The sequence below is a fragment of the Pseudomonas sp. LAMO17WK12:I5 genome (assembly GCF_900215165.1).
In the GTDB taxonomy this organism is placed as follows: domain Bacteria; phylum Pseudomonadota; class Gammaproteobacteria; order Pseudomonadales; family Pseudomonadaceae; genus Aquipseudomonas; species Aquipseudomonas putida_A.
Genome location: NZ_OBDS01000006.1, coordinates 337360 through 355608, shown reverse-complemented (window position 1 = coordinate 355608; position 18249 = coordinate 337360). Strand labels below are relative to the sequence as shown.

Genomic DNA, 18249 nt, shown 5'->3' with positions numbered 1-18249 from the left:
GTGCAGAAATCACTCGCCACAAAGGCTTTCGATTGTGCAAAAAAAACCGCCCTTTCGGGCGGCTAAAGTACTTCGACCATGATTCAGAAGCTTTGACTGAAGCTGATGTTGAACGCGCTGTCGTTGTTGTCGCTCGACACCTGGCCTGAGTAGCCGATGCCCAGCTTGCCGGTCGGGGTGACCTGGAAGTCGATGCCGGCTTCGAGCAATGCGCTGTCCTTGGCGATGGGTACGCCCTGGGTGCTGAACGAGGCGCCGCCGTCGATGAAGGTCAGGTCGGCGTCAGGTTTGGTGTCGCCGTAGGCATGCCGCCAGCCGATGGCCGCGCGTGGCGTCAGTTGGCTGCCGTTGGCCAGGGTCACCAATTTGCCGACACGCACACCAAGGGTCGAGTAGGTGATGTCCTGATCGGCGTCGGCCTTCAGGCGCCCCACTCCCCCTTTTTCCTTGCCGGTGTCGCTGTCGTAGTTGACGTAGGCCAGCCCGGCGAACGGTTCGATGGCAACGCCTGCCGCGTTGATCGCGTAACCCACTTCACCGAACACCTGCGCACTGCGCGCGTCGTAATCGGCCTTCAGGCGATCGTTGTAAGTACCGACGCTGACATCGCGTTTGGTCTCGATGCTGTGCCAGCTGTAAGCCGCGCCGAGGCGCACCGCCAGTGCATCGAATTGCGAGTTCAGATAACCGGCCAGGTGGTAGCTGTCGACCTTGGCATCTGAGTTGCGATCGTGCGCATTGAGGTTGCTGCGGGTGTAGCCGGCCGCCATCCCGGCACGCCAGGTGTCATCCAGCGCCTTGTCGGTGCCGAGCATGAAACCGCCGAGGTTGCGATCAACTTTTGCCGTGTTGCTGTCGCCGCCCATGTCGCCCCAGGCACCGATAGCCCGGATCCAGCCGACCATTTCCCCGTGGCAGCCGTTGCTGCTCAGTTGCGTGTCGCTCGGTGCCAGGGTTTTGCGTGGATCATCCGCAGCGCTGCACGACGGCTGGCGCATGCGGTCATTGACCGCCTCACGGATGAAGCGCGAGTCTTCCAGCATGGCGCTGGCGGCGCTGGCGTGGATTTCCCCGGAGAGGCTGTCGAACGCATTGCGTGCACCGGCCACGCTGAGGTTGACGATCTGGTTCTGCAACGCCGCGCCAGCCGCTCCGTTATTGGACAGTGCCGTGGCGGTGCCGCGCTGGTTGCCCGTGGCAGCGACATCGGCGAACGAGTTGCCGTTGCGGCTCACGGCCAGGGTCACCGAATCGGCACCGTAGATCAGCGAGCTGTCGAGGAACGCGTACTGCGGCAGATCGGTGGCACTGAAGGTGCCGGTCACCCCGCCGCCCGCAGTGATCAGCGAGTAGGTGGTATTGCCGGTGAACGGCGCCAGGCTATTGACCACCAGACCGCCGCCCAATGCCGCCGTACCACCCACCGCCAGTGGCGTGGCGGTTGGCGAGCTGACGGTCAGCGCCAGTACACCATCGCTGCTGTTGGTCAGGTTGCCGGCCACGCTCAAGGTGCCGTCAGCACCACCGGAAGCGACCACACCGTGGTTGACCACCGAACCGACGCTGCCGTTACCGCTCAGGCCTGCGCCGTTGGCGACCGTGACTTGTGCGCCCAGCGAAGCCCGGGCCGCACGGCTGCCGACTTGCAGCAGGCCTTGATCGACGGAAACCGTACCGCTGAACGGTTGATTGCCGACCATCAACAGGCGACTCACGCCGCGTTTGAACAGCGCGCCGGTGCCGTTGAGCACACCATTGAACTGGCCATCGGTGTTTTGCTGGAACACCAGCGTAGCGTTGTCGGTGATGTTGCCTTGCAGACTCGTGGTGTTACCGATCAGCGTACCGCCACTGACGGTGGTGCCACCGCTGTAGGTATTGGCGCCAGTCAGCACGAGGGTGCCGGAATCGAGTTTCTCGATACCGCCGGTGCCGATCAGCGGCACGTCGATTTCAGCACTGGCCCCGGCATTGACCCGCACCGGCGCCAGGCTGCCGTCCGCACCGTTGACTGGCGTCAGCGTACCGCCAGCGCCCGGCACCAGGCTGTAGCCGCCGGTGAGGAACTGCAGACCGGTGAAGTTCTGATTGCCCTGCACAGTGACGGTACCGGCCTGGCCACCAAACACTGCGAACTGACCATTGGACGCCAACGCCTGCGTGCCGCTCGGATCGGTCCAGTTGGTGCCCGGGCCCCACACGCCACTGCCGCCACCGATGCTGCCATCAGGGTTGGTAGTGCCGCCGTTCCAGAACTGCACCTCACCCGGCGTGCCTTGTACCAACAGGTTGACCTGATTGGCGATCGCGGTTTGCAGGGTCAGGTTGGCCGCCGATACCGGCAGGCTGCCGTAGACCAGCCCGTTGTCGGTCAGGCTGCCACCGTAGCGGAACAGTTGATAGACCCCGGTGCCGAAACCGCCGGCGTTGCTGATATTCAGCGTGCCGTCGAGGGTCAGGTTACCGGCGACGTTGACCACCGTGGTGGAACTGGTGGCCGAGCCGAGGCTGAAGTCCAGGTTGGTGCCCGAGGACAGCGCCAGCGAGCCGACCGACAACGGTGTAGCCGTGCCGCCACCGGTCAGCGTCGCACCGCTGGCCAGTTGCACGTTGCCGCCCAGTTGTCCGCTGCCACCGACTTTCGCGCCACTGGCGACGTTGACGTTGGCACTGTTGAGCACGCCGTTGACGATCAGGTTGCCGGCCTGCACCGAAGTGTCACCGGTGAAGGTGTTGTTGCCGGTCAGGAGCAATTGGCCGGTGCCGGTTTTGTTCAGCGTGCCGGCGCCGGTGAGGTTGCCGGTGTAGCTGCCGTCGGCGTTCTGCGCGAAGGTCAGCGCCGCGTTGTTGACGATGGCGCCTTGCAGGCTGCTGGTGTCGCCAGTGGTAGTGCCAGCGTTCAGCGTGGTGCCGCCGCTGTAGGTGTTGGCGCCGCTAAGCAGCAGATCGCCGTTGCCGTTTTTCACCAGGCTGCCGGTGCCGGTGATGGCGCCGAGCAGCGTGGTGTTCTGGTTGCCGGCCAGGGTCAGTTGCGACCCCAGATTGATCGCGTTGGCCAGTTGCAGCGCCGAGGGGCTGTCGAGGCTGGCGTTGCCGGTCACGCTCAGTGCACCGCTGCTGATCGCGCTGTTATTGCCCAGCACCAGCGTACCGCCAGCGAGCTGAGTACCACCGCTGTAGGTGTTGCTGCCGTTGAGGGTCAGGCTCGAAGCGCCAGACTTGATCAGGTTGCCCGCCCCACTGACTACACCGTCGAGGGTCAAGGCGTTGCTGCCAGCGACAGTCAGGCCACCGTTCACCACCACATCGTTGCCCAGCGTGACGGCCGCGTTGCTGTCCAGCGCGGTGCCGTCCGCAGCGGTCAACACACCGCTGCCGAGCGCTGCGTTGTTGCCCACGACGATCTTGCCGCCATTGAGCGCGGTGCCGCCGGAGTAGCCGTTGGCGGCGTTGAGCACCAGCGTGCCGGTGTCGTATTTGCCGAGGGTGCCGCTGCCGTTGAGTGCCACGCCAACGGTCGCGGTGGCGTTCGGATCGACTCGAACCGTGGCGTTACCCAACGAACCGTTGACCAGATTCAGCGAACCCGCGGTGCCGTCCTGCAGGCTGTAGCCATCGGTGACGAACTGCATGCCGGTGATGGTTTGTGCGCCGTTCACGGTGACCGTGCCCGCCGTGCCCTGGAACACCGCGAAGTTGTTGGTCCAGGCCTGATTGGTGGTGCCGTTGACGTCGGTCCAGTTGGTGGTGCCGGCGCCCCAGGTACCGCTGCCGCCATCCACCGAACCGTTGGCGACGAGTTGGTTGCCGTCCCAGAACTGCACGGTGACGCCCGGTGCACTGACCAGCAAATTGATCTGGTTGGCCAGCGCGGTTTGCAGAGTCAGATCGCCCGGGGTGACGCTGCCCGGCACCGTGCCGATCAGCATGCCGTTGTCGGTCAGGCCGCCGGTATAGTTGATCAACCGGTACACACCACTGCCGAAACCGCCGATGTCGCTGACGTTGAGGGTGCCGTCGAGGGTCAGGTTGCCGCCGACATTCACCAGCGCATTGCCGCCACCGGAAACCGGCGTGCCCAGTCCGACATCGAAATTGGAGTTGGCGTTGAACACCAGCGAGTTCACCGACAGGGTGCTGCCGGTGGCGCCGGCCAGATGACCGCCGTCGGCCACGGTCACCGCACCGCCCAGCGAGCCGCCGCCCGTCAGGGTGCCGCCGCTGTTGACCAGTACGCTGGCGCTGTCCAGCGAGCCACTGACGTTCAAGGTGCCGGCGTTGACCGTGGTGTTGCCGGTCAGGCTGTTGAGGCCGGTCAGGGTCAGGGTTCCGGTGCCGAGCTTGTTCAATTCGCCGGTTCCGGTGAGGACACCGGCGAAAAGGCTGCTGGCGTTGTTGCCGCCGATGCTCAGAGTGTTGCCGCCGCCGATCAGTGCGGTGCCGCTGCCGGTCAGACTGGCGAGGCTGCCCGAGCCGCCGAGATTGAGAGTTGACGCAGCGCCGAGTTTGACCCCGGCATTGCTGCCCAGTGCCGAGTTGCCCAGTGTCGTGAGGCTGCCCGATTGCACATCAAAGGTGCCGCTGAAGGTGTTGTTGCCGGACAGCGTCAGGTCGGCCAGACCATTCTTGGTCAGGGTGCCCGCCCCGGCGATCACGCCACCGAGCGTCAGGTTGTTGTTGCCAGCCACGCTCAGGTTGGCATTGACGTTGACGTTGTTGGCCAGCACCAGCGGCGCGGTGGTGTCGAGGGTCGATGCACTCGCCACGGTTACCGCGCCGGAGCCCAGGCCCGCCGAGGTGCCGAGGGTCACGGTGCCGGCGTTCAGTGTGGTGCCGCCGCTGTAGGTGTTGATGCCGTTGAGGGTCAGGTTGGACGCGCCGTTCTTGTTCAGGCCACCGGCGCCGCTGACCACGCCGCTGAGCGCTACGTCGTTGCTGCCGGTGTTGCTCAGATTGGCGTTGAGCACCACGTTGTTGCCCAGACTCACTGCTGCGCTGCTGTCCAGCGCCGAAGCGCCGGCCACGGTCAGGTTGCCCAGGCCGAGTGCTGAGTTGCTACCGGCGGTCAGGGTGCCGGCGTTCAGGGTAGTGCCGCCGAGGAAGTTGTTATTGCCGCTGAGGGTCAGATTGGCCGCGCCGTTTTTGCTCAGACTGCCGGCGCCGTTGACCGTACCGGCCAAAGTCAGATCCGCTGTGCCACCGATGCCGAGGTTACCGGCCAGATTCACCGCGTTGTTCACCGAAATCGCCGTGCTCGCATCCAGCGTGCTGCCGCCCGCCGCGTTCAACGTGCCGGAACCCAGCGCCGAGTTCGACGCCAGAACCAATCCGCCAGCGTTCAGCGCCACCGGCCCGAGGAAGGCGTTGTTGCCGCCGAGGGTCAGGTTGGCCGCGCCATTCTTGATCAGGCCACCGGTGCCACCGATCACGCCGTTGAGGGTCAGCGCATTGCTGCCGACCACGGTCAGATTGCCGTTTAGCGTCGCAGCGTTGCCGAGGGTCACCGCAGTGTTGCTGTCCAGTTGTGTGCCGGCGTTGGCGGTCAGTGTGCCGCTGCCCAGCGCGGTGTTGCTGCCGACAATGATCTTGCCACCGTCCAGCTGCGTGCCGCCGCTGTAGGTGTTGGCGCCATTGAGCACCAGGGTACCGGCGTCGAGTTTATTGAGGATGCCGCTGCCATCGATATTCACGCCGATGGTCGCAGTAACGCCCGGATCAACCCGCAGCGCTGTGGTACCGCCAGTGCCGTTGACTGCGGTCAGTTGCCCCGCCGCGCCGTTGACCAGGTTGTAGCCGTCGGTGAGGAATTGCATACCGGTGAACGCTTGCGTACCGTTCACCGTCACAGTGCCCGCAGCACCCTGGAATACCGCGAAGTCACCGGCCCATGGCTGGTTGACCAGACCATTGGCATCGGTCCAGTTGGTGCCGACAGCATTCCACGTGCCGCTGCCGCCATCGACCACGCCGTTGGCGATGGTCTGGCTGCCGTCCCAGTAACGGATGTTGCTGTTCGGTGCCGACACTTGAATATTGATCTGATTGCCCACGCCGGTCTGCACCACCAGATCGCCAAGGCCATAGCCGACCGGCACGCTGGCGACGTCCAGACCGAGATTGGTCAGGGCACCGGTGTAGTTGAACAGGCGATACACACCGACGCCGAAACCGCCGGCATCGGTGACGTTGAGATTGCCGTCAAGGGTAAGGTTGCCGCCGATGTTCATCAGCGAACTGGTCGACGGAGTCCCCAGCGCCACATCCACGTTGCTACCGGCACCGAGGGTCAGGCCACTGGCTGACAAGGTATTGCCCGATGACAGCGCCAGATGGCCCCCGCTATTAATGTTCACTGTGCCAAGCGCCGAGCCGGTACCGGTCAGGGTACCGCCGGTGTTGACGTTGACCTGTGCACTGCCCAGCGAACCGCTCAGGTTCACGATACCGCCATCGATCGCGGTATTGCCGGTAATGCCGTTGATGCCAGTGAGGTTCAAGGTGCCGGTGCCGACTTTGGTCAGGCCACCGCTGCCACTGAGATCACCATCAAAGGTGCTGGTGACGTTGCCGCCACCGACGGTCAACGTGTTGCTGCCAGTCAGTTGCACACTGCCGCTGCCGGTCAGCGCGCCGAGGCTGGCATCGCTACCGAGATTCAGGCCGGCACCGGCACTGATGTTGACGCCAGAAGTGTTGCCCAGTGCGTTGGTGTTGAGGGTAGTGACGCTGCCGGAGACGATGTTCACGGCGCCGGTAAAGGTGTTGTTGCCGGCCAGAGTCAGGTCCGACAGGCCGTTTTTGGTCAGGCTGCCGGCGCCGTCGATGATGCCGTTGAGGCTCAGGTCGTTATTGCCGGCCACCGTCAGCCCGGCGTTGAGGGTGATCGCGTTGCCGATGCCGAACGAGGCGCTGTTATCGAGAGTCGCCGCGCCGCCGACGGTCAAGCCACCACTACCCAGACCGTTGGCATTGCCCAGGGTCAGGGTACCGGCGTTGAGGGTGGTGCCGCCGCTGAAGGTGTTGTTGCCGTTGAGTGTCAGATTCGCTGCGCCATTCTTGATCAATTGGCCGCTGCCGCTGGTGACGCCACCGAGGGTCAGATTCTGCGTGCCGCCGACGGTCAATCCAGCGTTGAGAGTGACGCCGTTATTGAGGCTGACCAGCGGCGAATTGCTGTCCAGTGTGGCAGCGCCAGCGACGGTCAGTGCGCCGGAACCCAGCGCCGAACTGTTGCCGACGGTCAGCGTACCGGCGTTCAACGTGGTGCCGCCGAGGTAGTTGTTGGCCGCATTGAGAATCAGATTGGCCGCGCCGTCTTTCACCAGACTGCCGGCGCCGCTGACCAGACCGGTCAAGGTCAGATCTGCCGTGCCACCGATATTCAAGGCTCCCGCCAGGCCCACTGCGTTGTTCAGGCTGACGGCGGTGTTGGCGTCCAGCGTGGTATTGGCCGCCGCATTCAGCGTACCGACGCCCAGCGCGGTGTTGCTGCCGACAATCAGCTTGCCGGTGTTCAGTGCAGTGTTGCCGAAATAGGTGTTGGCGCCGTTGAGGGTCAGGTCGGCCGCGCCGTTCTTGGTCAGCCCACCGATGCCGGCGACCACCCCGCCGAGGGTCAGCGCATTGCTGCCGCCGACGGTCAGCGTGCCGCCGAGGTTGACGTTGTTGGCCAGGGTCGCCGCCGTGCTTGCATCCAGCGTGGTGCCGTTCGACGCGTTCAGTGCGCCCGTACCCAGAGCGGTGTTGGAGCCGACCACCAGCGAACCGGCATTCAGCGCCGTGGTGCCGGTGTACGTGTTGTTGCCGGTCAGGGTCAGGCTCGATGCGCCGGTCTTGATCAGGCCGTTCGCGCCACTGATTACCCCGCCGAGGGTCAGCGCGTTGGCGCCGCCTGCGGTGAGGTTGGCATTGAGAATCACGTTGTTGTTCAGGGTCACGGCGGAACTACTGTTGAGGGTGCCCGCGCCTTCCACCGACAAGGCGCCGGTGCCCAGTGCCGCACCGTTGCCGACGGTCAGGCTGCCGGCATTCAGGGTGGTGCCGCCGCTGTAGGTATTGGTGCCGTTGAGGGTGAGATTGGCGGCGCCGTTTTTCACCAGTTGGCTGGTACCGCTGATCCCGCCACCGAGGGTCAGCGCGTTGCTGCCGCCAATCCCCAGACTGTTATTGAGAATGACGTTGTTGTTCAGTGTCACCGCCGCATTGCTGTCGAGCGTCGCCACGCCGCCGACGGTGATGTTGCCGCTGCCGAGCGCCGCATTCGCGCCGGCCGTAATGGTGCCGGCGTTCAACGCGACGGCACCGAGGAAAGTATTGGCGCCATTGAGAATCAGATTGGCCGCGCCGTTCTTGGTCAGCCCGCCGCTGCCGCTGACGATACCGCCGAGGGTCAGGTTGGCGCTGCCGCCGATGTTCAGATTGCCACCGAGTGACACCGCGTTGGTCAGCGCCACCGCGGTGCTGGCATCAAGCGTGGTGCCCGCCGCCGTGGTCAATGCGCCAGTGCCCAATGCGGTGTTGCTGCCGACAATCAGCGTACCGGCGTTGAGCGCGGTGCCGCCGGAGAAAGTGTTATTGCCGCTGAGGCTGAGGCTCGCAGTGCCGTTCTTGATCAGATTGCCGGCGCCGCTGACGACCCCGCTCAGGCCCAGTGCCTGGGTGCCGCCAATGGTCAGATCCGCCGCCAGCGCGACAGCGTTGGCCAGGGTCACCGCCGTGGTCGCATCCAGCGTGGTGCCGGCCGCGGCGTTCAACGCGCCAGTCCCCAGTGCGGTGTTGCTGCCGACGAACAGGCTGCCGGCGTTGAGAAGCGTGTTGCCGGCGTTGGTATTGTTCCCCGTCAGGGTCAGGCTGGCGGTACCGGATTTGGTAATCCCGCCAGTACCGGACAGGACGCCGCCCAGGGTCAGGGCATTGCTGCCGAGCACGTTGAGCGCGCCGGTCATGGCGATGTTGTTGGCCAAGGTAACGTTGGCGGTGCTATCGAGACTGGTGCCGGCAGCGGTGTTCAGCGCGCCGCTACCCAGCGAGTTGTTGTTGGTCACCAGCAGGCTGCCGGCGCTCAAAGTGGTAGTGCCGGTATAGCCGCTGTTGGCGCCACTGAGGGTCAGGCTGCCGGTGCCGGTCTTGGTCAAACCGCTGCTGCCTGTGATCAAGCCGCCGAGGGTCAGAGCGCCGGAGCCGCCGGCCGTCAATGTGCCGCCGAGGCTGATGGCGTTGTTCAGGTTGATCGTGCCGGGCGCGCTCAAGGTGGTCGCGCCGGTGACGTTGACGGTACCGGTGCTCAGCGCCAGGTTGTTGCCCAACTGCACGGTGCCGCCGTTGAGTGTGGTGTTGCCCAGATAGGTGTTGGCAGCGCTGAGGCTCAGTTGCCCGGAACCGACTTTGCTCAGGCCGCCGCTGCCGGAAATCACCCCACTCAGGGTGGTGGCGTTGGTGCCCTGCACGGTCACACCACCGGCGCCGAGGGAGATCAGATTGCTGAGGTTCAACCCGGCGTTGCTGGCCTGGAGGATCCCGCCGTTGGAGGTGAGCACCCCGCTGCCGAACGTGGCGTTGTTGTTGAACTGGGCGACACCGCCATTGAGCGTGGTCGCGCCGCTGACCAGTGGCCCTTGCAAGGTCCAGGTGCCGCTGTTGATGGTCAGGTTGTTGAAGTTGACGTAGGTGGCGCTGGACGCCGTGCCCGTCCCGGTGGTGCCGCCGCCGACACCGACCGGGTTTTGCAGGATCAGGCTGTTGGTACCGCCCGCGCCGCCATCGACAGTGCCGGTCGGGGCGAAGGTCAGGTTGATGCCGATCAGTCCGCCGAGGCCGACGCTGACCTGCACGCCGTCACCGACCTGCACCGAAGAGCCCGTCACCGCCGTAAAGGTGTTGGTGCTGCTCGCGCCCATCGACACGCCGCCGGTGATCGCACCGGCGTTAGTGAAGGTGTTGCCCGCCGCCGAGGTCTCGAAGGCGATCCGGCCGTTGATCACGCCGGTGCTGCTGTTGGTCATGTTGACCTGCGAGCCGCCGTACACACCGACCACCGGGGTGTCGGCCAAGGTGATGCCACCGACCGAGAGTCCGGTCGAGGTGATGGTGCCATTGTTGGTGATGCTGGTAGTGCCGGCCGCAGCGTTGTTCACCGCGATGCCCAGGCCGTCAACGCTGGTCAGGTTGAGCCCGAGCAACATGCCGGTACCGCGAATGATCCCGCTGGCATTGTTGAGCACGCTGACCGTACTGGTTGCGCCCGTACCGATGAAGGCACCGCCGCTCAACACCGAGACCAGCCCAAGCAGCGCCGGGTCGATCGTCCCGGAGTTGTTCAGGCTGATGTTGACCCCGGTCAGGTCCATCACATGGCCGCCGAGCGTCGCGTTCATCTGCGCCCCGGAGTTGACGTTGACCGTCAGACCGTTGGTGGCACTGGCAAAATTGTTGAGAAACAGCGGCAGACTCGGCACGCCGGTACAGGTCACCGTGGAGCCTGCCGTGGAGCATGTGGCCAGTGCCGGTGCGCTGACCCCACCGAACAACAGCCCGGCAACGCTCAGGTGCACAGCAAGGGAAAGAGGGGAAAAACGCGAAACGAGGGCGACACCAAACCTTGCTTCCACGGGCTACTCCTTGTCGTGGCCAAATTCTTCCTTGAAGGCGTGGGAAACGTGCTTATTCCACACGCGAATCAAGACTGCGACGGTCATCACAAAACCGCGTCTTGGCTGACAAGCTAGTAGACGCCCCGCGATGGGGCACTGATTAAATGGTGTTAATACTTTAATACTAGAACCGTCTAGAACGCGGATTTCGGCCAATAAACACTGGGTTTGGCGACACCTGACTAAACCTGTGGGAGTGGGCTTGCTCGCGAAAGTGGTGTATCTGTGAAGGATGTGTCAGCTGACCCGACGCCTTCGCGAGCAAGCCCGCTCCCACAAGGGGAAATGGGTGTATCTGGAAAACTGGTACGCCTTGTGCAAACGTTTGCGACCTGCCTATAACGGCTTTTTCGTAACAAAACCGTACAGACCCGCAGAACCCGGGCCTCGATCCGCAAAAAAGGACTTTGAATGCACGCTGCTTCCCTTCTTCGCGCCCCGTTTGCGCGCACGTTTGCTGTTTCCCTGCTACTGACCGGCGTTACCGGAGTTCTCAGCCACAGCGCGTTGGCGCAACCGGCCCTGCCCGACGAATCCGCTCAGGGCGAAGCCCTCAGCCCGGAAGCTGCCCCGCCGAAAAAAGGCGCGTATCTGTCGGACTGGTATAATCAGGACCTGACGCTGATCGGCAGCAAGGACATCAGCTTCGGGCCGCAACCGGCCGACGATATCTACCTGGAATACGAGTACTTCGGGCGCAAGGGTCCGTTCGAGCTGTACGGCTACGTCGACATTCCGAAGATCTTCAACATCGGCAACAGCCACGACAAAGGCGTGTGGGATCACGGCTCACCGGTGTTCATGGAACACGAGCCGCGCATCTCCATCGACTACCTCGCCGGCCGCAGCCTGGCCATCGGCCCGTTCAAGGAATGGTACGTGGCGTTCGACTGGATCTACGATCACGGCAGCCGTAAAGAGAACCGCGCCAACACCCTGTACAGCGGCTTCGGCACCGACATCGACACCCATTCGCGGGTCAACCTGTCGGCCAACCTGTACGGGCGCTACCAGTGGGAAAACTACGGCGCGAGCAATGAGTATTCATGGGACGGCTACCGCGCGCAGCTCAAGTACATCGTGCCCATCGACAAATTCAGCAACGGCGCGTCGCTGACCTACATCGGTTTCACCAACTTCGACTTCGGCTCGGACATTCACAAGGACAACCCGGCACGCACCGCCAATGCCACGGTGGCGACCAACGTGCTGTTGTACTCGTTCACCCACCTGCGCTTCACCTTGGTCGGCCGTTACTTCCATAACGGCGGCAACTGGGAGGACGGCAGTGAGTTGAACTTCGGCGACGGCAATTTCCGCGCGCGCTCCAACGGTTGGGGTTACTACGCCGGCATCGGCTACCAGTTCTGAAATCAGGAGATTCTCATGCAAGCAATGACGCGTCTGACCCTGGCCGCTGCGGCCCTGCTCTCTTCCACGGCGTGGGCGGCTGAAGCGCCGATCCAGCCGAAAGTGGTGCTGATCACCATGTTCGCCCCCGAGGCGCAGAACTGGATCGAGCGCCTCGATCTCAAGCAGGAAATCCGCGTACCGGGGCTGTCCGCCGAGTACCCGACCATCCGCTGCAACGCGCAACAGGTGTGCCTGCTGACCACCGGCATGGGCCAGACCAATGCCGCCGCCTCGACCCTGGCACTGGCCCTGTCGCCAAAATTCGACCTGCGCAAAAGCTGGTTTCTGATCGCCGGGATCGCCGGCATCAGCCCGAAACACGGGACCATCGGCACCGCCGCTTGGGCGCATTACCTGGTGGAGTTCGGCACGCAATGGGAGCTGGATTCGCGCGATGCGCCGTCGAGCTGGCCGACCGGTTACCTCGGTATCAACACCAAGGGTCCGAACGAAAAGCCGCCTCTGGACTACAAGACCGAAGTCTTCGAACTCAACCCGACACTGCAGGCCAAAGCCTTCGCCCTGAGCCACAAGGTCGAACTGAGCGAGAGCAAGGAATCGGCGGCGTGGCGCCGGAAATACCCGTCGGCCCCGGCCAATCAGCCGCCCGTGGTCACGCGCTGCGACACGCTGGCGGGCAACACCTGGTTCTCCGGTACACGCCTGAGCGAACGCGCCGAGGTCTGGACCAAACTGCTGACCGATAACAAGGGTGAATACTGCACCACACAACAGGAAGACAACTCCACCTATGAAGCGCTGCTGCGTGCCAGTCGCGAAGGTCTGGTGGATGTGCAGCGTCTGGCCGTGGTGCGTGCCGGCTCTGACTTTGATCGGCCGGCACCGGGCGGCAGTGAAGTGGATAATCTGCTGAAATACGCCGATCAGGGCGGGTTCGTGCCGGCGCTGGAGAATCTCTATCGCGCGGGTAATCCGCTGGTGCAGGACATACTGAAAAACTGGTCGGCGTGGGAAAACGGCGTCCCGCAATCCTGAGTACAACACGGTAAAAATGTGGGAGCGGGCTTGCTCGCGAATGCGGTGTATCAGCCAATACTTGCTTCGCTGACACACCGCTTTCGCGAGCAAGCCCGCTCCCACAGTTGTTTTGCGGTGTCAGGGAATAAGGATAATCTTGTCGCCACTGCCCTGATTCACCTGCGCGTAGCTGTCCAACCCCTCCGCCAATGGCACCTGCACCAACCCCTGCGGCAACGGCAACAGATCCTCATCAAAGAACCGCCCAAACTGCTCGAGCATCGCCGCACAGGCTTGCACGCCGTACAGCAGCGAGTTGATCCCGACCACCGAACCGCCCTTGCGGTACAACGCCAGCGCCGGCAACTGTACATGGCCGTCGACCGGTGCGGCGATGATCGCGATCCGCCCGAACGCTGCCAATGCCGCGACCGAGGCCGGCAGCCAGAAGCCGGTGGTGTCGAAGATCACGTCGGCGCCGCCGCTGTACACCGCGTTGACCTGCGCGCCGAGGTCTTCGGGTTTATCCAGCTGAATCGTCTGGAAGCCCTGCGCCTGCAACTCCTTGACCTGCTCCGGCCGCCGCGCCGCTGCCAGTATCTGCGCGCCGCGCACCTTGGCCAGAGCCAACGCCGCCGTGGCCACCGCGCCGCCGCCGATCACCAGCAAACGGGTCTCAGCCGTCACCAAGCTACGCTCCAGCGCATCCCACGCCGTGGTGTACGGCACACCGAGGCTGGCCGCCTGGGCGAAACTCAAGTGCGACGGTTTGTGCGCCACGCCATTGGCTGGCAGTTTGACGAACTGCGCGTGCGAGCCATCGGCGAAAAAGCCCAGCTCACGCCCGGTGCCCCAGACTTCCTGACCGAGCAACGCCTGCGGGCCTTCGACCACGACACCGGCAAAATCACGCCCGGGAATCCGTGGCAACGTGGTGTACGGAAATCGTCCGAGCACGTTCTTCACATCGCTGGGGTTCAGACCGGCCGCCTTGATCTCCACCAGCACTTCATCAGCGCCGGGCAGCGGGGTCGGTACGTCGACGAAATGCAGGGAAGACAGATCGCCGGTTTTATCGAATTGCAGTGCTTTCATGAGGACATCCATCAAAGGGAAAAGGAATTCAGGACAGCCAACCGGCGACCAGTTGCCGGCCCATCGGCCACAGCTGCTCACCCGCGAGCATGCCCAGCAGCCCCACCAGCGCGATGGCCGGAGGTGCCGGGGAACGGAAGTCCAGTGCGCCATAGAGCAGGCCGACACCCAGACCGATGGCCAGCGAAATCAGGTAGTTCATGGAGGAAACTCCGCCGCGTGAAAGGAATGGGCAAAGTCTAGGGAAGGATCGGCAGAGGTGTCGGCCAAGGACTTCTGAATTTCGGCCAATTCCCGCGTTCTCTGCCATCCCCTGTGGAAGCAGGCTTGCTCGCGAAGGCGGCGGGTCAGTCACTTTATGCTTCACAGACAAACCGCTTTCGCGAGCAAGCCCGCTCCCACAGGGATTGCGTTCAGGTGATCGTAAATTGCGAAGGCGCCACGCCCAGTTCGCGCCGGAACATGTCACTGAAACTGCTCGGCGAATACCCCAGCTCGCGAGCGATCGCGCTCACCGGCACGCCCTGAATCAACTCGGCCACCGCCGTCGCCAGTTGCACCTGCCGCCGCCATTCGGCGAAGCCCATGCCGAGGCTGTCCTTGAACAGCCGCGCCAGCGTGCGCACGCTGGCCCCGGCGTTTTCCGCGTGCTGTTCGAACGGAATGTCCAGCGACGGTGACGCCATCACCGCCTGGCACAGATTCATCAGGCGCCGGTCGGAATCGTCCGGCAGCGGGATCTTCAATTGCGAGCGCCGGGCACGCTTGAGCTCCAGCAACGCCAGCCCGACCAACGCGTCGTAATAGGCCGGCTCACCGCTATAGCCCTGCTCCACCAGCCCGACGATCAACTCGCGCAACAGCCCTCCGACTTCAATCACCTGCACTGTCGGATCCAGCGTTGCCGCCAGTACCGGGCGCAGGTAGATATTACGCATCTGCAAGTCCGACACCACGCGAATTCCATGCGGCACCCCGGGTGGCAACCACACCGCGCGCTGCGGCGGCACCACCAGTGCCTCATGCGGGGTCTCGACCCACATCACCCCGCTCATCGCATACAGCAACTGCCCCCAGACATGCTCGTGCGGCTCGATGAACAAACCACGCGGATAGGTACGCGCCAGCGGTTGCACCGGCACATCGGTATCCGTGAGATCGGGGGGTGCGGCGAGGGCCATGGCGAGCATTCATTGGGGTTGGCGGAAGGCGCATGGTAACCAGTCGGTCACAGCGTCGACAACGATAGATACCGTCGGACAATCCGAGTGAATTTTCCCGACGCGCCGCGATCCTTCTAATACCACAGGGAGGATTACGGGCTTTATGAACAACGCAAAACTGTTTGTCATCGATTACACCCTTCACGGCACGCCTAAGTCGTTCATTATCCGCTCGGACAGAATGGACAACGCCGAGGCGTGGCACTGGGCAAGCTGCGATGCCGGTGTGGGTCGCATCCCGCGTTTCGGCCGGGAAAAAGTGCAAAAGACCAGCAAACCGATGGCGGAGAAATTCGGCGTGGAAAATGTCACATGGCGACCGGCGAGCTAGACTCTCGTCAGGCGATGGGGACTCTTTGGGGGCGTAAACAATGACCAGCATCTTCAGCCCGGCGCATCTGGATTACGGACTGGACACCCTGTTCGGACGTATCACCAAAAGCGTGGACTGTCGGGTGGGTCTTGAGGCTGTCGAAGACGACCCGTATAGCTTCGCCCTGCGTGTGCCGGCGCCGTTACCGGAAGACCTCGACCAGGCGAAAACCGTGGTGGTCATGGTTGACGGGCGACGGCTGCAAGGCACGGTGCGCCATACCGAACGGCTGGATGATGAAAGCCTGAAACTGCAAGTGGAGCCTGATTAGGCTCCACTTTTTTTGCGCGCGGTTATTTGGGGTGGGCGCAATGGCAGCCTTTGCTTGAACACTCTTCACCACCCTTGTGGTGGTGAGCGCAGGCTTCACAGCAATAGTGTTTACCGTGCACGGCGTAGGCGTGGTCGCCTTCCTTGATCGTGCATTTGCAGTTGGGGCAGTCGCATTTTCTATCGGGCATGGGGGCAGACTCCTTTTTTTGGTGGTTGTCTGGGGCTTGCGAGGGCAAGCCGTAGAGAACAGTGTAGGAGCTGCCGAAGGCTGCGATCTTTTGATCTGGTTTTTTTCGGGAATTGGGTGAATATCCGTTTCTTCGGGTACTGGCGATATCGGGTGAATATCCGTTTCTTCGGGTGCTGCCGCTGGCGGTTTCGCTCTTACAGCGAGTCACCTTTTCCAAACGCCGAAAAGGTAACCCAAAAGGCTTTGCCCCGGCGTACGGCACTTCGCTTAGGCTCAGTGTTCCCTCGCTACGGTGTCCATCCGGGGGCATCGCCTCCGGTTTGCTTCGCTGCACCTCCTCTCGATGGATGCGGCTTCGCCGCATGGCGCTGCGCGCCTACCCCCCGGATGAACACCTCCGCTCGGCCTGCCGAAGGGGCTGAAGATCAAAAGCCAAATCAAGAGCCAGAGCCAAGACAAAGCCAAAGCCAAAGCCAAAGCAGATCAAAAGATCACAGCCTTCGGCAGTTCCTACAGGGGATTGGGTGTATTCAGTTGGAGATTGGTCGGCTGACAGGCCGCCTTCGCGAGCAAGCCCGCTCCCACAGTTGGGCCGGGTGCATCCGCAAGAGATTGGTCGGCTGGCAGGCCGCCATCGCCAGCAGGCTGGCTCCTACAATTTAGAGAGCGTGCACTCCTTGCGGCGAAGCCGCCCCACTCAACACAATGAGCGTTAGCTCGAGTACCGCTTTTGATCTGAGGGCCCGTCGGCAGGCTGAGTGGAGGGATTTATCCGGGGGTGGGAGCGCAGCGACCGTTTGGCGCAGCCAAACACAGCGAGAGGAGGTGCAGCGAAGCAAACCGTAGGCGCTGCCCCCCGGATGAATCCCGCAGCGAAGGAACCCGAGCCTAGGCGAGGGCCGAACGTCAGGGTAAAGCCTTTTTGGTTACTTTTTCGGCGTCTGGAAAAAGTGACCCGCCGTAAGGGCGGAACCCTAAGCCGCCGTTACCGCAGCAACGGATATACACCCAAAACTCAATCAGAACCGCGAACACTACTCCGATACATAAAGACCAAAGCCAACCCCAGACAAACCATCGCCAACACCCGCGAAGACGAAAGCTCGATCGCCGGATTCCCCAGCCAGCCAAAATTGTCGATCAACATCCCCATCCCAAGTTGGCCAACAATCACCGCAACAGTCGCCACCGCAGTCCCCACAACAGGCACCGCGCCAACCATGACCATCATGTAAACCACGCCAAACAGCGCCCCGCAGACCTGCCACTTCGGCACATCGAGCAAACTCACCGCATGCGCCGGCTCAAAAAACACAATCAACAATCCGGTGACCACAGCCCCGACGAAAAACGTCAGCAAACTGCTGCGCAACACCCCGACGCTTTCACCGAGGCGTCCATTGATCGCCGCCTGCACACTCAACACCGCGCCAGCCAACACCACCACTGCCAACAAAATAACCAGACTCATATTCTCAACCCCGCGCAATCAGAACCAGTGCCACCACTATCAACCCCAACGCCAGCCACCGCTCGGCATTGACCTTCTTGCGCGTCGCGCCGAACCAGCCGAAATGGTCGATCAGCACACTCTTGCCGACCTGCCCGGACAGGATCGCGATCATCGTCATCGCGATCCCGATATGCGGCGTTGCCAGGGTCAGCACCACCACGTACATCGGCCCGAGAAAGCCGCCGATCAATTGCCAGCGCGGCAGATCGGTCAGCGCCGGGCCTTTCTGCGGGCCGGCGAACAACAGCAGCAAAAACAGAATCGCCGAACCCACGCCGAAGATGCTCAAGGTCGCCCACAGATGCCCGACCTGCTCCCCCAGCGGCCCCAGTAACCCGGCCTCCACCGACAGGCCCATGCCGGCCAGAATCACCAGCGGCAGCAACAACAGGCGCAACCACGACCGGGTCGCCGGCGCCGGCACACTCACTTCATCCAATGTCTGCATCATCCAAAACCCACGCAAGTAAACGATGGCGCGGATTATCGGCTGGCGTAGCTGTGCGATAAATGGGAGCATCCGGACAACACTTTTGCGCAAC

At 63.0% G+C, this 18249-nt stretch carries 11 protein-coding genes; 4 read left to right on the top strand and 7 right to left on the bottom strand.

Going from position 1 to position 18249, the window contains the following annotated elements:
• Positions 1 to 83: 83 nt before the first annotated feature.
• Complete coding sequence (locus tag CRO59_RS12900; RefSeq protein ID WP_097087742.1) at positions 84 to 10607, bottom strand: autotransporter-associated beta strand repeat-containing protein; 10524 nt, start codon at positions 10605 to 10607, stop codon at positions 84 to 86.
• A gap of 453 nt (positions 10608 to 11060) precedes the next feature.
• Between CRO59_RS12900 and CRO59_RS12895 the strand changes: the two genes are divergently transcribed.
• Positions 11061 to 12020, top strand: coding sequence for a nucleoside-specific channel-forming protein Tsx (locus CRO59_RS12895; protein WP_027613853.1), 960 nt, complete (start codon positions 11061 to 11063; stop codon positions 12018 to 12020).
• Between the two features lie 15 nt (positions 12021 to 12035).
• The gene (locus CRO59_RS12890) at positions 12036 to 13058 is read left to right on the top strand and encodes a purine nucleoside permease (protein WP_097087741.1); all 1023 of its coding nucleotides are present in this window, start codon (positions 12036 to 12038) and stop codon (positions 13056 to 13058) included.
• Between the two features lie 120 nt (positions 13059 to 13178).
• Here the strand turns inward: CRO59_RS12890 and CRO59_RS12885 are convergent, their stop codons facing one another.
• The 3 genes from CRO59_RS12885 to CRO59_RS12875 form a co-directional block, all read right to left on the bottom strand.
• The gene (locus CRO59_RS12885; protein WP_097087739.1) at positions 13179 to 14135 is read right to left on the bottom strand and encodes a zinc-binding alcohol dehydrogenase family protein; all 957 of its coding nucleotides are present in this window, start codon (positions 14133 to 14135) and stop codon (positions 13179 to 13181) included.
• Positions 14136 to 14163: 28 nt separating this feature from the next.
• Positions 14164 to 14337 carry a DUF1427 family protein gene (locus tag CRO59_RS12880; protein ID WP_007969534.1) on the bottom strand — a complete coding sequence of 58 codons (174 nt, stop codon included), beginning with the start codon at positions 14335 to 14337 and terminating at the stop codon, positions 14164 to 14166.
• A gap of 211 nt (positions 14338 to 14548) precedes the next feature.
• Positions 14549 to 15316 (bottom strand): helix-turn-helix domain-containing protein, encoded by a 768-nt coding sequence (locus CRO59_RS12875; RefSeq protein WP_027613850.1) that lies wholly within the window; start codon positions 15314 to 15316, stop codon positions 14549 to 14551.
• A 145-nt stretch (positions 15317 to 15461) separates the two neighbouring features.
• Between CRO59_RS12875 and CRO59_RS12870 the strand changes: the two genes are divergently transcribed.
• On the top strand, positions 15462 to 15689 hold the full coding sequence (locus CRO59_RS12870) for a DUF6555 family protein (protein WP_027613849.1): 228 nt from the start codon (positions 15462 to 15464) through the stop codon (positions 15687 to 15689).
• A gap of 40 nt (positions 15690 to 15729) precedes the next feature.
• On the top strand, positions 15730 to 16002 hold the full coding sequence (locus CRO59_RS12865; protein ID WP_097087736.1) for a hypothetical protein: 273 nt from the start codon (positions 15730 to 15732) through the stop codon (positions 16000 to 16002).
• Positions 16003 to 16024: 22 nt separating this feature from the next.
• On the opposite strand, the gene CRO59_RS12860 is transcribed toward CRO59_RS12865, so the two are convergent.
• The 3 genes from CRO59_RS12860 to CRO59_RS12850 form a co-directional block, all read right to left on the bottom strand.
• Positions 16025 to 16192: a metallothionein gene (locus CRO59_RS12860; protein WP_081730276.1), complete on the bottom strand. Its 168-nt coding sequence runs from the start codon at positions 16190 to 16192 to the stop codon at positions 16025 to 16027.
• Positions 16193 to 17209: 1017 nt separating this feature from the next.
• Positions 17210 to 17665 carry a DMT family transporter gene (locus CRO59_RS12855; RefSeq protein ID WP_027614318.1) on the bottom strand — a complete coding sequence of 152 codons (456 nt, stop codon included), beginning with the start codon at positions 17663 to 17665 and terminating at the stop codon, positions 17210 to 17212.
• A 4-nt stretch (positions 17666 to 17669) separates the two neighbouring features.
• Positions 17670 to 18155, bottom strand: a complete 486-nt coding sequence (locus tag CRO59_RS12850) for a DMT family transporter (protein WP_097087815.1) — start codon at positions 18153 to 18155, stop codon at positions 17670 to 17672.
• Positions 18156 to 18249: the final 94 nt, after the last annotated feature.